Below are 13,390 nucleotides of genomic sequence, written 5' to 3'. Positions count from 1 at the left end.
GTCAGTTGTCGAACAGATCCAGATGGCTCAGCAGCTCTGCGGTTTTCTGCGGCATCAACTGCGTCACGCAGCGGGTTTCCACATTGACGATGATCGCCGGGTCGTTGCAGCAGATCCGCACCCGAAAACGCCAGTCGCTGAAGATCATCTTCAGGCCGTCGCGGTCATCGACCTCCAGCGCCTGTTCGCCGTAGATCCGTTTCAGGTGGGCGAGCAGGGGATAGGGATCGCGCATCGCTCGACGTATGTCCCCGGACGAGGGAAACACGCCGAGGCGGTCGACCAGCAGCAGGGTGCCCAGCCACGGGCCATTGGCGCTGGGCAATGGCTGATGGCGGGATAACCAGCTCATCACCCCGAGGTTGTCCACCTCACGTTCAATCTCTGCGGAATGTTGTGCAATGTTCATGGTTGCCTCGTTGGATGTGCGTGCTGCGATGAATCAGTGGGGGCCGCTCAGCGGCCCTTCAGGTAGACGTTGTCGTAGCAGAAGTTGGTCGCCTGCAGGTAACCCTCGGCGTCGCCGCAGTCAAAGCGCAGGCCCTTGAATTTGTAGGCCAGCACGCAGCCGTTCTGCGCCTGTTTCATCAGGGCGTCGGTGATCTGGATTTCGCCGCCCTTGCCCGGCTCGGTGTCGGCGATCAGGTCGAAGATGTCGGGCGTGAGGATGTAGCGGCCGATGATCGCCAGGTTCGACGGTGCGTCCTGCGGGGCCGGTTTTTCCACCATGTGGTTGACCCGGTAGATGCCGTCGGAAATCGCCTCGCCGGCGATCACGCCGTACTTGTGGGTCTGGTCGCGCGGGACTTCCTGGATGGCGACGATCGAGCAGCGGAATTTCTTGTACAGCTCGATCATCTGCGTGAGCACGCCGTCGCCTTCGAGGTTCAGGCACAGGTCGTCCGCGAGAACCACAGCGAAGGGTTCGTCACCGATCAACGGGCGGCCGCTGAGAATCGCGTGGCCGAGGCCTTTCATTTCCACCTGACGGGTGTAGGAGAACGTGCAGGTGTCGATCAGCTCGCGAGTACCGGCCAGGAACTTCTCTTTCTCGGTGCCACGAATCTGGTGTTCGAGTTCGTAGCTGATGTCGAAGTGGTCTTCCAGTGCGCGCTTGCCCCGTCCGGTGACGATGGCCATGTGTTGCAGGCCGGCGTCCCGTGCTTCTTCTACGGCGTATTCGATCAACGGCTTGTTGACGATCGGCAGCATTTCCTTGGGCATGGCTTTGGTGGCCGGCAAGAAACGCGTGCCATAACCGGCAGCGGGGAACAAACATTTACGGATCATAAAAGTTTCCTGGTCATTCATGGCGCACTGCCATCGTTTATTGCAATAACGAAGGTTGCAAGTTATTGAAGCTGTACTTTAATACCTGACTCGGGAGATGAGTGGCAAATAGCAATGAGTGTAAAACACGACAATGTTATGAGATGTCGGTTTGACAGTTATTGGTTATTTTTAGTCGGCATCCGTTGATAGTGATGAATGCGCGGGAGTGCTAATAAGTACCAGGCAATACAGTTTGGCTTGTAAAAATATTTATAGCCAGTGATTGAACTGTTTTTGTTTCTGGTTGTTGTCGCGCTGTTTGTGTGAATCAAGACACACATTAAACAAACAGCGCTTGACACGCGAGTTGGCACTTTTCCCACTTATGGACCGCGCTATGAAGATTCTGGTAACGGGGGGCGCCGGCTATATCGGCTCGCACACCACACTTGCACTACTTGAAGCAGGTTATGAAGTTGTAGTTCTGGATAATCTTTGCAACAGCAGCGACGCCGCCTTGCACGCGGTGGAAGCCATTTGCGGCAAAAGTGCGCTGATGATTCGCGGGGATGTTTGTGACCGGGCCTTGCTGGACCGGATTTTCCAGCAGCACGCTATCGACGCCGTACTGCATTTCGCCGGGCTCAAGGCTGTCGGCGAGAGCGTGCGCAAGCCGCTCCAATACTACGAAACCAATGTCAGCGGCAGCATCACGCTGTGCCAGGCAATGGCAGCGGCGGGGGTGTTCCGGCTGGTGTTCAGCTCGTCCGCCACGGTCTACGGCGAGCCGGCGCAGATGCCGATCCGCGAGGATTTCCCGACCGGCACTCCGACCAATCCCTACGGCCAGTCCAAGCTGATCGTCGAGAACGTGCTGCGCGACCTGTGCCAGTCCGAACCGCGCTGGAGCATCGCGCTGCTGCGCTACTTCAACCCGATCGGCGCGCATCACAGCGGGCAGATGGGCGAAGACCCCAACGGCATTCCGAACAATCTGGTGCCTTACATCAGCCAGGTGGCGGTCGGCAGCCTCAAGGAATTGTCGATCTTCGGCGACGATTACCCGACGGTCGACGGCACCGGCGTGCGTGATTACATCCACGTCGTCGATCTGGCGGACGGGCACCTGAAAGCCCTGCAAACCATCGCCGACCGCACTGGCATTCATACCTGGAACCTCGGCACCGGCGACGGCTACAGCGTGTTGCAGGTGCTGCGCGCCTTCGAGCAGGCCTGCGGGCAGCCGGTGCCTTACCGGGTGATGCCACGGCGTTCCGGGGACATTGCCGAGAGCTGGGCCGACGCCTCCAAGGCCGCCAAGGAACTCGGCTGGAAAGCCACACGCAACTTGCAGGACATGGTCACCGACACCTGGCGCTGGCAATCGAATCATCCCCGGGGTTATCAGGGATGATGGCGTTTTAGTGCAATGTTAGTTTCAGTCAGGTTGTTAGATATCGTCGGGAAATTAGACTGGCAATGCCTTTTGCAAGTCCGTAGATATAAACCTGCCGTTCGACTTTTATCAGTTGCGTAAGACTGTGAAAGAACAACGGATCTTGTTCGCGCTTTTTGCGACTTGAACTCTACCACCTCTAACCAACACCCGATGTTCAGGTGCGATGTTAGAAAGGAGTTGATATGAAGAAAGTGATGGCGATCGCCCTGTTGACGATGTTGAGCAACTGGGCCTCCGCAGCTGAAGCGCCGCTTACAGCAGTGACCAATGTATCTGGCAGTGTCGCGGCTTCTACAGCGCCTGCTGCCAGTACTGCCATGGTCGCCAGTGCTGTAGCGGCGTCCAACAGTGGTGGAAGTGCCAACGGCGGTACAACGGGTACCACCGGTACCACGGGTACAACCGGCACGCACAACTAACTGAAGTATCTGTTGGTGCAGTACAGGGTCGCCCGACGAAAGTCGGGTGACTTTGTTTTTGGATTCGCCCTTGAATAGCGTAGTGCCATTATGACCCGTCGTTTTTCTCTTTTATTGTTGGCAAGTATCGCTTTGCAAGGTTGCATGTTCTCCCCCGGCCAGTACCTGAGCACCAGTAGCATCACGCGCCAGGGCGCCAGCGAAAGCAGCCGGGTCGAGCTCATTCCGATCACCCCCAAGCTCATCGCCATGAACCGCGCCACGTACAAGCGTGAGTCGGTGCCGGCGGAGTTGTTGGCGACCCCGGCCGAATACCGCATCGGCAGCAACGATGTGCTGTACATCACGGTCTGGGATCACCCCGAGCTGACCGCCCCTTCGGGTGCGCAACAGCAGATCGACGCCAACGGCCGTCTGGTGCGCTCCGACGGCACCTTGTATTACCCGTACATCAAGGAAGTCCAGGCCGCCGGCAAAACCATCCAGCAACTGCGTTCGGACATCGAGCAACGTCTCTCGGCGTTCATTGCCGAGCCGCAAGTGGATGTCGCGGTGCTGCGTTTCGCCAGCCAGAAAGTCGTGGTCTCGGGCGCCGTCACCAAGGCCGGCCCCCAGGCGATTTCGACCAACCCGCTGAGCGTGGTCGAGGCCCTCGGTTCGGCCGGTGTCGATACCAACAATGCCGACTTGTCGGGGCTGATGCTGACGCGCAACGGGCGGGTCTATCCGCTCAATCTCGATGCGCTGAATCAGCAGGATTCCGAATTGCAGAACGTCTACCTCAAGGGAGGCGATCAGCTGTATTTGCCGTACAACGACAACAAGCGCATCTACGTGATGGGCGAGGTCAACCAGCCCCGTGCGCTGAGCTTCAAGACCGCCACCATGAACCTGTCCGACGTGCTCGGCTCGGTCGGCGGTTTGAGCCAGACCACCTCCAACGGCAACGCCGTGTATGTGATTCGCGGGGTGGAAAACCTCGACGTGGAGCCGGCGAAAATCTATCAGCTGGAAGCCGAATCGCCGACCGCCATGGCGCTCGCCTCGCACTTCGAAGTGCGGCCTCAGGACGTGGTCTACGTCGGGCCTGCCAACGTGACTCGCTGGAATCGCCTGATCAGCCAGTTGGTGCCGTCGGCATCGATTGTCGGGACCGGGGCTTCCGCTGCGAAGAACTGGAGCGAATACAGTAACAACAGCAAATAAGGCCGCCGACTGTGAAAACGTTGAAAGTGGGCGTGTGCCTGATGGCGGCCGTTTTGCTCAGTGGCTGCAATCCGCTGATGAGCGCTTCGTTGAACAACCTCAAGTCCACCGTCATCGGGCCGGATGAACTGGACGTGTCGGCGGAGCAGGTCGCGGGGGTCAAGTATCCCCAGCTCAAACTGACCACGCCGTCCGGGTCCGGGGTGCTGGCGCTGGTGCGCGAGCGCGAGGACCTGCAGTTCTGGGTCGCCTCCGGCAAGCAGGTGCTGCTGATGCGCGACGGCCTGGCCATGCGCACTGTGGGCCTGGGCGTGGAGGGTGATCTGGACGGCACGCGCCTGTCCGATGACTCGCCGTTCAAACAGGGCCTGCATCGCATCACCGACGGCTACACCAGCCGCCGCTGGATCGACCTCTACAAGGGCCAGGAAGTCGGGATCATCGTCAACAGCCGCTTCTCCCGAAAATCCCTGGAAACCCTCGACATTCTCGACAAGGAATACTCCGTGCTGCGCGTCGATGAGCAGATTGACGCGCCGGCCATCGGCCTGCGCGCGACCAACCGTTACTGGGTCGATCCGGTGGACGGTTTCATTGTGCAAAGTGAACAGCAACTGACCTCGCAGTTGCGGGTCAGGATCGTGCAGCTGACCCCTGACCGCAGGCATGTCCCGTGAAGCGGCTAAGAGCGCTCTCGGCGTGCCTGATGTTGCTTGCCGGTGCCAGCGAGGCCGCGGTCATCGTCAGCGGTGATGTCGCCAACCCGGGCCCGATCGAATTGCCGGCGGGCGGACGTTTGCGCGATGTGATCGGCGAGGCCGTGCCGAATGCCGAAGGCTACTGGCTGGCGGGTGTGCTGTTGCGTCAATCGTTGCTGGAGGAACAGACGCGGCTGAAGGTCGGCGTGCTGTTCGATCTGGATGTGCTGCAGCGCATGGCCATGTTGTTCGACAAGCCGAGTCGTGCGGCGCTGGCACAACGACTGGCCGAGCAGGTCCGGCAGATGCCGGTGACCGGGCGGCAGATCGCCGATCTCGATCCGGTGGCGGTGGAAGTCGGTTTCGCCCGCAACATCCGTCTCGACGATGGCGATCAACTGATCTACCCGAAACGGGTCGACGAAGTCGAAGTGTTGGGCGCGGTCGCCGAGCCGTGCCGTTTGCCTTACCAGCCGTTGCAGGAGGCCCGCGAATACCTGCAGGGCTGCACGTTGCTGGAGGCCGACGCCGATGCCGATTACCTGTGGCTGATCCAGCCCAACGGCGAATCGCGGCGGGTCGGCATCGCCCACTGGAACCGCGAGAGCGGACAGATGCCGGTGGCCGGCAGCAAGATTCTGGTGCCGGTGAAAAACGATGATCTGGATCCGCCTGTCCCTGAACTGAATCAGCAGTTGGCCGAATTGATTGCCACGCAGTTGGCTGAGGTGGTTCGTTGAATTTGCGTTTTGCAGCTGTGTTGTTATTGCCGTGTGGTCTGGTGCATGCCGAGCCTCGGATTACCCAGAATGACTTCGGCGGCGTCGGTCTGTTGCAGACCCCGACCGCGCGCATGTCGCCCGCTGGTGAGTTGAGCGTCAACGCCAACCGCACCGAACCGTACAGCCGATACAGCGTTTCGTTGCAGCCGCTCGACTGGCTGGAAGGTTCGTTTCGCTACACCGCCATCACCAACCGTCCGTACGGTTCCGAAGCGCTGAGCGGCAGCCAGAGCTATAAGGACAAGGCGGTCGACGCCAAGGTCCGGCTGTGGCAGGAAAGCCACTGGGCGCCGGAAGTGGCGCTGGGCTTTCGAGACATCGGCGGTACCGGTTTGTTTGCCAGTGAATTCTTCGTGGCCAACAAGCGCTATGACAACTTTGATTTCAGTGCCGGCATCGCCTGGGGTTACATCGGTAATCGCGGCGATGTCGACAACCCGTTGGGTTCGATCAGTGACCGCTTCAACACCCGCCCTGACCTGGAAGGCACCGGTGACGTCAACGCCGGCTCGTACTTTCGCGGCAAGCCGTCGTTTTTCGGCGGCGTGAGTTACCAGACGCCCTGGGACCGCCTCAGCCTGAAACTCGAATACGAAGGCAACGACTACAAGCACGAGCCCAAGGACAACATCATCAAGCAGGACTCGCCGATCAACCTTGGCGCGGTGTTCAAGGTGACCGATTCCGTCGATGTGAGTGCGGCCTGGGAGCGCGGCAACACGGCGATGTTCGGCATCACGTTCCACACCAATTTCGTCAGCCGCAAGGCCCCGGCCAAGACCTTCGACCCACCGGCCGAACCGCTGCCGGCGAAGGCGCCGACCGCGACCATGGAAGAGGTCAACTGGGCCGACGTATCCCGGCGCTTGCAGCAGAACGCCGGCTACAAGGTCGAGCGCATCACCCAGCGCGATTCCGAACTGATCGTGTACGGCGAGCAGCAGCGCTATTTCCATTCGCCCAAGGCCGTCGGCCGCGCGAGCCGGATTCTCGACAACAGCGTCAACGACGACATCGACTGGTTTACCGTGGTCAACAAGCGCTACGACCTGCCGCTGGAAGAAACCAGCGTGCCCCGGCAGACCTTCCGCGAAGTGATCAACAACGAAGAGCCGCTGGAATCGCTGCACCGCACCACCGAGATCAACCCGGCAATGCCGCGCAACGAGAAAACCCTCTACACCGAAGCGCCGCAGCACTTCAATTACGGCGTCGGCCTGGGCTTCAAACAGAACGTCGGCGGCCCCGATGGTTTGCTCTATCAGTTCACGGCGGATCTGGATGCCGAGTACCGCTTCAACCGCAACACCTGGTGGAACGGTCTGCTGAGTCAGAACCTGATCAACAACTTCGACAAGTTCACCTACGACGCCCCCAGCGGCTTGCCGCGCGTGCGCACCGACTTGCGTCAGTACCTGACCACGTCGGACACCACCATGCCGCTGTTCCAGGTCAGCCACGCCGAGCAACTGGACAAGGATTTGTACGGCATGGTCTACGGCGGTTATCTGGAATCGATGTTCGCCGGGGTCGGGGGCGAGGTGCTGTTTCGTCCGACCGGCAAGCGCTGGTCGATCGGTGCGGACCTGAACTACGTGCGTCAGCGTGAGTTCGACCAGGGTTTCGGCCTGCAGGATTACTCGGTCTGGACTGGCCACATCACCGGCTACACCGACCTGCCATTCGACACGCTGGCCGCAGTCAGCGTCGGGCGTTACCTGGCGGGCGACTTTGGCGGCACGGTGGACATCTCCCGCGAGTTCTTCAACGGCGTGCGCTTTGGCGCCTGGGCGACCATCACCACCGCCGGCAGCGCCGAGTATGGCGAGGGTAGTTTCGACAAGGGGCTGTACCTGTCGATCCCGTTCGACGAAATGATGAGCATGTCGACCATGCGCCGCGCCAACCTGGTGTGGGCACCGCTGACCCGTGACGGCGGCGCGCGGCTCAACCGCAGCTTCCAACTGCACTCCATGACCGACAGCCGTGAAGGGGACATGTTCTACCGCAACTTCGGGAAGATTACCGAGTAGGTTCGGGAGAGCGGGGGAGTTAAAGCGGGAGCCTGATGGCTCCCGTTTTTGTTTGTGGTGAAGGGGGATCTTGATGCAGCCGTGATTGCTGTGGGAGTCGGTGTGTTCCAGGTTCATACCTGATGGTGAATGATCCGGCGCCTTCGNTTCGAGGAGTGGCGAAGATTACGGCATCACCTAAAAACCTGTGGGAGCGGGCTTGCCCGCGAAGGCGTCCGCTCAGCCGACATCAAAACATCAGACTCTCCTCGGCCGCAGAGCCCTCCGCCAACCCCCAAATCCCGCCCACAAAAAAGGGGACTTTCGTCCCCTTGCGGTGTTGCCTTCTCAAGCGCTGCGTCTCAGTAAATATCCTTCGACAACAGGGTGAACGGCGTCTTCACCAGAATTTTCAGATCCAGCCACAGCGACCAGTTATTGATGTACTTCAGGTCGATCTCAACACGTTTTTCCATCTTGTCGAGGGTGTCTGTCTCACCCCGGCAACCGCTGATCTGCGCCAGGCCAGTGATACCCGGTTTGATTCGGTGGCGGGCCATGTAGGCGAGGATCTTGCCCGAGTAGTAGTTGTTGTGCGCCACGGCGTGCGGACGTGGGCCGACCAGTGCCATGTGCCCTTGCAGCACGTTGAACAGTTGCGGCAGCTCATCCAGCGAAGTGCGACGGATGAAGCGACCGACCGCGGTAATGCGCGAATCGTTGCGGCTGGCCTGCTTGACGTCACGGTCATCGTGAACGCGCATCGAGCGGAATTTCCAGACCTTGATCACCTTGCCGTTCCAGCCATGGCGATCCTGCTTGAAAAACACCGGGCCCGGCGAGTTGAGTTTCACCGCCAGGGCCACGGCCAGCAGCACCGGGCTCAACAGGATGATCGCCAGCAGGGCGACGGCTTTCTCCACCAGACTCTTGCTCAGCGCAGCGGTCGGGCGGCTGGTCAGCGGGCTTTCGTTGAGGTAGATCGCCGGCAGACCGTCCACGACTTTCACCGAGTGGTTGAGCAGCGTCAGGCTGTTCAGGTCCGGCACCCAGACCACGTCAACGTTGGCATCCAGCAAGTCCACATACATGGCTTCGATCTTGGCGGCTTCCGACAGCGGCAGCGTGATGTACAGGCGGCGGATATCGTGGTTCTGGATCAGCTCTAGCAGTTCGTCCTGAGCGCCGACAACGCGCGGGGCGTCCGCTTCCAGCGACGGGGTATCGCCGTTGCTGACGAGGCCGACCAGCGGCAGGTTTTCATGCTGGCTCAACTTCTTCGCCAGACCCAACGCCAGGTCGCCGGTGCCGACGATCAGGGTCTTGTGTTCGCTTTTGCGCGACCGCTGGTAGAACTTCGAGAACGCATGCAGCGGTGCGTACAACAGCGCCTGACCGAGGAAACCGTACACCGCCCACTCAAGGATGACCTGGCGGGAGAACAGCGCATCGGCCTTGCAGATGAACGCGATGAACGCCAGCCCGGCCATGGTCATGAACCAGCCCATGAACAGTCGACCCAGCCCGGTCAGGTAATTGTCTCGCTTTCGATACGCGCCGCTGAAGGTATAAGCCGGCACCGAGGCCAGTACCGCCAGGATCGTGCACATCCGATAGTAGAACTCGACGGTGCCCGTGTGCTGTTCGGCCAGTATGAACAACAGGGAAACAATGAAACTCTGTGCCAGCGCCCATTGGCCCCAAAAGGTCAGTCCCTTGAGGCCGGTGTTTCGATTGATACGAAGAGAAAGATCCATACGATATCCCCAAAAGACGTCCGTTCAGGTTTCGACAGTAGAAAACCGAGTTGTTAAGCAGACTTGTTATTGTTGTTTGAGTCAGTGTCCTGAGGTAACAACGCCGGAATGCGGAACTGTCGTCAGTCAATAGACTAAGTTATTGCCGGGGATGCTGTCTGACGAGTTCTAACAAGATGGCACAGTGCCAACTTATTTAAATTTCCAATATGCAAACGTTAGAAAAGGTCAAAAGGCAGGGGATGAATAATCAATATTGTGTTTGCTATCGTAGGTGGGGTCAGGAGGCGGGTATAACCAGGGAGGGGTGAAACCAAACAGAGTGCTTTTTTATTTTTGTAATCGCACTTGTATCTGTTTGTCTTGTAGTGGGGGATGTTGTTTAGGCAACAACTTCCTGGATCAGGCAATAACCGCGATTGCGCACGGCACGAAACAATCGTTCACCGTTGCTGGCGTTCTTGAATTTGTCTTGAAGACGGCTCAGGCACATTTCCAGTCCCCGGTATTGCTCCGGCTCGCGGCCGATGCTGAGGATCAGATCGTCGCGACTGACAACGCGATCTTCATGGTGCAGCATCTTGCGGACCAGTGCGGTTTCAAGCCCGGTGAGACTGATTTCGACGCCTTCTTTCGTCAATGCACCCTGATCATTGTCCAGATGCCAGGCTTGGGTGCAGGGCGCGTCGGGTTCGATCGTTCGGGAAGTATCAGCGGGGTTTTCGGACATGGCCGTGGAATTGTGGAATGAATGCGCCGATTGTGCTGCCAGCCATTCCGATTCGAGGGTGGCCAATATGCGCTGGGTATCATGTTCGATGCTACGTGCGACATGCTTCCTTGTGCCGCGTGGGTAAGTGAACTCCATCAGCATCGGAGTGGAAGAGGGCGAAGCAACACCTTCAATAAACATTTGTGCCTGAGACGTGCCAAACGAATTGAAACGCTCACTGGAGAGAATGCTCTCGAGTTCGCGTTGCGACGCTGAGCTGTTAGTCACGACAACAAAGTATTTTCTTGGGAGGGTCGTGCTGGTTTCCATGTCTCTCTCCTAAAGTACACACCAAATTTGGCGAAAAAATAATGGCAGGCGAGCAATGTTTTCCTCGGAATTAATCGATCAGGCAGGGTCTGGGCCCAAAGATGGCCTCGATAAGTTCCACTCGGTCTGCGTTAGAGTAATGGTTTATTGTTATGTTTAAGTGTTGCAGCGCTCATGCAATTGACAGCTTTTTATTAGATATGTGACGCGGTTAAAACTATGAGAAAGCGGATGTTTGAAGCGTTGCATCAGACGTTCCCTCGTATGCTGCAAAAGAGTGTTTCCCTGAATCAAGGGGTTGAGATCAACCCCCTCATCAGACGATAGCCATACCCGCGAATGCTCTGTATGGCGTTCGTACCGTACACGTCCTTGATTTTCCCACGCAAGCGGCTGATGGATTTTTCCAGCGCCCGAGGGTCGTAGAATTGGGTGTTCAGCCCCATGATGCTGGCGATTTCATCATGGCTGAGAATGTGATTGCCGGTCTGCGCAAAGGCTTGCAGGATCTTCATTTCGGCAAAGGAGATATCCAGTTTCTTGCTGGTGTCCGAGAGGCAGATGCGGGTGGGGTCCAGCACCAGGCTGATATCCCGCTGCCATTCTTCGCTGTCGAAGAACTCACCCAGCAGTTCCGCGCTTTCATCGGACAAGGTATTGAGTTTGATACAGAAGTCGGCACCGGCCAGAAAGTACTTGATCTTGTTGTGGGCGCCGCGACCTGTGATCACTGCACAAATAATCGGCTTCAAGTTGTCGTTGCGCAGGTTTTCCACCAGCGCAAGGTTATCTTCGAGTGCCTGAGGGCTGTCGATGATAATGAAGATCGCCCGATACAGGCCGTGATATTCGTTGTGCTGATATGAACTAATGTAGGCGTCGGCTTCAACAGCCATACCGCTCTGCACATGCTTCGCGATTAGCGCGCTAAAGTGTTCAGCCACGCCACGGGTACGACCCAGGGTGAGAACACCTGGTTCGTCGCTTGTGCGGCGCGGGCTTCTAGTCGCTAAGTTACCTGTGAGCATCATGCATTGACTCGAAAAGGTGCTGACATCGGGATGTTAAAGCACCGGTTCTCATCTGTGACTGACAATTGGTAACATTTGGACGAATTTTAGACGTGGCTCCCGAGTTTTCTAACAATAATTAAGCGATTCAAGCTTTTAGTTGATTTTTTCGGGGCTGTGAACTAACGAAATTGAGGTCGTTAGATGGTGGCAATATGGAATGGTGCCACTATTTTGTAATTATCGCGACCTGTTTTTATGTCCCTTGGCCATCACTCAACTGCATACGTATCAGAGCAGTGTGAGGTGGGTCACATTTTATGGGGAGGCCTGTGTTTTGGCTATAACGTCGACAAGTTCACACACGGACGTTTATTAACATGCCTTGAGTGTGGCTTTTGATAAGACATATTCTCCGTCCCCGAGTCGGGCAATGGGTGTACATCTGCCAATTGTTTTACTTCAGATACTCAATGCCTGAATGCATTTAACAGGGCGCCCGCAAAGAGCGCTCTGACGGAGGATTAATGGATTTACTGACCTTGTTCAAGGTGCTGATTCTTGGGGCGGTAGAAGGCCTGACCGAGTTCCTGCCCATTTCCAGTACGGGCCACCAGATTATCGTTGCCGACTTGCTGGAATTCGGCGGTGAACGCGCCATGGCGTTCAACATCATCATTCAACTGGGCGCCATTCTGGCCGTGGTCTGGGAGTTTCGCCCGAAGATCTTCGAGATCGTCAAAGGCCTGCCGACCCAAAGCAATGCCCAGCGTTTTACCCGCAATCTGCTGATCGCCTTTTTCCCGGCGGTCATTCTCGGCGTGTTATTCGCCGACACGATTCATGAATACCTGTTCAACCCGATCACCGTTGCCGTCGCATTGGTCGTGGGCGGCATCGTGATGTTGTGGGCCGAGCAGCGGGATCATGTAGTGAGTGTCGACCATGTGGACGACATGAAGTGGGCCGACGCGCTGAAGATCGGTTGCGTACAGTGCCTCGCGATGATTCCGGGCACGTCGCGCTCCGGTTCCACCATCATCGGCGGTCTGCTGTTCGGCCTGTCACGCAAAGCCGCCACGGAGTTCTCGTTCTTCCTGGCGATGCCGACCATGGTCGGTGCCGCGGTGTATTCCGGCTACAAATACCGCGAACTGTTCCAGAGCAGCGACCTGCCGGTCTTCGCCCTGGGCTTCGTCGTAGCGTTCATCTTCGCGATGATCGCTGTCCGCGGCCTGCTGAAGTTCATTGCAAACCACAGCTACGCCACCTTCGCCTGGTACCGCATTGCCTTCGGCTTGCTGATCCTTGCCACCTGGCAGTTCGGCTGGGTTAACTGGACGGCTGCGGCGGCAAGCTGATTACTGGCTGCTGATCAGTGCAGCGATGGCGAGGTCGCTTAACTCGGTATCGGGCGATTCATGACGAAACCGCTGCAAGGCTGACGTGAAATACGCAGCCTTCAGCATTCCGTCACTGGCTAGATAAAGCCGCGCGTCTTCCAGCTCCTCGGCGGAGTAAACGCGTTTATGGCTGTCGGTGGTTTCTTGCGAGGCTGTAAAAGGCGTGAGCAGCAGGGAAGCAAGCGAGAAACCAGACAACTTGGTCACCTCCCATGGCGTATCGGTGTTACCCAGACACAGCCCGTCGCAGTGGGCCTGGGCATTAGACGTGGCGCAACACAAGGCAAGGAGGGTGCAACGCTTGAAACCAGAGAAATTCAATGCGGGCAT

At 57.8% G+C, this 13,390-nt stretch carries 13 protein-coding genes; 7 read left to right on the top strand and 6 right to left on the bottom strand.

Features of this window, described 5'->3' with window-relative positions:
• Nucleotide 1: 1 nt before the first annotated feature.
• Nucleotides 2–409 carry a mannose-1-phosphate guanylyltransferase gene (locus ACTJK9_RS23200; protein ID WP_085649285.1) on the bottom strand — a complete coding sequence of 136 codons (408 nt, stop codon included), beginning with the start codon at nucleotides 407–409 and terminating at the stop codon, nucleotides 2–4.
• Nucleotides 410–456: 47 nt separating this feature from the next.
• Nucleotides 457–1,290: a UTP--glucose-1-phosphate uridylyltransferase GalU gene (gene galU / locus ACTJK9_RS23195; protein WP_134827553.1), complete on the bottom strand. Its 834-nt coding sequence runs from the start codon at nucleotides 1,288–1,290 to the stop codon at nucleotides 457–459.
• A gap of 379 nt (nucleotides 1,291–1,669) precedes the next feature.
• On the opposite strand from galU, the gene galE reads away from it, so the two are divergent.
• From galE to ACTJK9_RS23165, 6 genes are all read left to right on the top strand, one after another.
• On the top strand, nucleotides 1,670–2,686 hold the full coding sequence (gene galE, locus ACTJK9_RS23190) for a UDP-glucose 4-epimerase GalE (protein WP_085613140.1): 1,017 nt from the start codon (nucleotides 1,670–1,672) through the stop codon (nucleotides 2,684–2,686).
• A 227-nt stretch (nucleotides 2,687–2,913) separates the two neighbouring features.
• A complete protein-coding gene (locus ACTJK9_RS23185) occupies nucleotides 2,914–3,150 on the top strand; it encodes a hypothetical protein (protein ID WP_003226528.1) in 237 nt (78 codons plus the stop codon).
• Nucleotides 3,151–3,240: 90 nt separating this feature from the next.
• A complete protein-coding gene (locus ACTJK9_RS23180) occupies nucleotides 3,241–4,356 on the top strand; it encodes a polysaccharide biosynthesis/export family protein (protein WP_172829496.1) in 1,116 nt (371 codons plus the stop codon).
• Between the two features lie 11 nt (nucleotides 4,357–4,367).
• On the top strand, nucleotides 4,368–5,033 hold the full coding sequence (locus ACTJK9_RS23175) for a YjbF family lipoprotein (protein ID WP_440816569.1): 666 nt from the start codon (nucleotides 4,368–4,370) through the stop codon (nucleotides 5,031–5,033).
• Nucleotides 5,030–5,794, top strand: a complete 765-nt coding sequence (locus ACTJK9_RS23170; RefSeq protein WP_041475371.1) for a capsule biosynthesis GfcC family protein — start codon at nucleotides 5,030–5,032, stop codon at nucleotides 5,792–5,794. Before ACTJK9_RS23175 ends, ACTJK9_RS23170 begins: the two co-directional genes overlap by 4 nt.
• Entirely contained in the window at nucleotides 5,791–7,869 is a 2,079-nt protein-coding gene (locus tag ACTJK9_RS23165) for a YjbH domain-containing protein (RefSeq protein ID WP_221397802.1), read from the top strand. The genes ACTJK9_RS23170 and ACTJK9_RS23165 overlap by 4 nt, the downstream gene beginning before the upstream one ends.
• Nucleotides 7,870–8,210: 341 nt before the next feature.
• Here ACTJK9_RS23165 and ACTJK9_RS23160 read toward each other — a convergent pair whose 3' ends face one another.
• The 3 genes from ACTJK9_RS23160 to ACTJK9_RS23150 all read right to left on the bottom strand — a co-directional run bounded on the left by ACTJK9_RS23160 (nucleotide 8,211) and on the right by ACTJK9_RS23150 (nucleotide 11,678).
• Nucleotides 8,211–9,605, bottom strand: a complete 1,395-nt coding sequence (locus ACTJK9_RS23160; RefSeq protein ID WP_440816565.1) for an undecaprenyl-phosphate glucose phosphotransferase — start codon at nucleotides 9,603–9,605, stop codon at nucleotides 8,211–8,213.
• 382 nt (nucleotides 9,606–9,987) lie between these two features.
• Nucleotides 9,988–10,647: a winged helix-turn-helix domain-containing protein gene (locus ACTJK9_RS23155; protein WP_440816562.1), complete on the bottom strand. Its 660-nt coding sequence runs from the start codon at nucleotides 10,645–10,647 to the stop codon at nucleotides 9,988–9,990.
• 290 nt (nucleotides 10,648–10,937) lie between these two features.
• Nucleotides 10,938–11,678 (bottom strand): winged helix-turn-helix domain-containing protein, encoded by a 741-nt coding sequence (locus ACTJK9_RS23150; protein ID WP_440816559.1) that lies wholly within the window; start codon nucleotides 11,676–11,678, stop codon nucleotides 10,938–10,940.
• Nucleotides 11,679–12,184: 506 nt separating this feature from the next.
• Here ACTJK9_RS23150 and ACTJK9_RS23145 point away from each other — a divergent pair.
• A complete protein-coding gene (locus tag ACTJK9_RS23145) occupies nucleotides 12,185–13,018 on the top strand; it encodes an undecaprenyl-diphosphate phosphatase (RefSeq protein WP_103386753.1) in 834 nt (277 codons plus the stop codon).
• Here the strand turns inward: ACTJK9_RS23145 and ACTJK9_RS23140 are convergent, their stop codons facing one another.
• Nucleotides 13,019–13,390: a DUF2388 domain-containing protein gene (locus ACTJK9_RS23140; protein WP_440816556.1), complete on the bottom strand. Its 372-nt coding sequence runs from the start codon at nucleotides 13,388–13,390 to the stop codon at nucleotides 13,019–13,021. It lies immediately after the preceding gene.

This window comes from Pseudomonas sp. 22082, from assembly GCF_052046055.1.
Classification (GTDB): Bacteria; Pseudomonadota; Gammaproteobacteria; order Pseudomonadales; family Pseudomonadaceae; genus Aquipseudomonas; species Aquipseudomonas pharyngis.
Note: the sequence above shows the minus strand (reverse complement) of the source record. Positions and strands in the feature narration are given on the sequence as shown.